Source organism: Joostella atrarenae (assembly GCF_021764745.1).
GTDB classification, from domain to species: Bacteria; Bacteroidota; Bacteroidia; order Flavobacteriales; family Flavobacteriaceae; genus Galbibacter; species Galbibacter atrarenae.
Map to the genome: position 1 here is coordinate 1 of NZ_JAETXX010000052.1, position 480 is coordinate 480.

General features: G+C 37.1%; 1 protein-coding gene. It reads right to left on the bottom strand.

All coding sequences use genetic code 11. The features are described from left to right. A partial coding sequence (locus JM658_RS17040) for a hypothetical protein (RefSeq protein WP_236961107.1) occupies window positions 1-480 on the bottom strand: 480 nt, incomplete at both ends.

Sequence of the window (480 nt, forward strand, 5' to 3'; positions counted from 1 at the left end):
CTTAAATAATATTCCGAACCACTATCTAAACTAATTGTTTCAGATGCATTCAAAGTAGAGGTTCCAGTAGATGTACTTTGCCAATACCATGTAATACCACTCGGAGGTGTTCCCTTTGTTAATACCGTACTTCCACATTCATTAGTCACTTCTGGAAGACTCGGTATTTCAGGTTCTAAATTAACGGTATAGGATATATTGATAGCTTCTCCCCAACAACCAGTAACATCATTTTGTCCCCTTAAATAATATTCCGAACCACTATCTAAACTAATTGTTTCAGATGCATTCGAAGTAGAGGTTCCAGTAGATGTACTTTGCCAATACCATGTAATACCACTCGGAGGTGTTCCCTTTGTTAATACCGTATTACCACATTCATTAGTCACTTCTGGAAGACTCGGTATTTCAGGTTCTAAATTAACAGTATAGGATATATTGATAGCTTCTCCCCAACAACCAGTAACATCATTTTGTCCT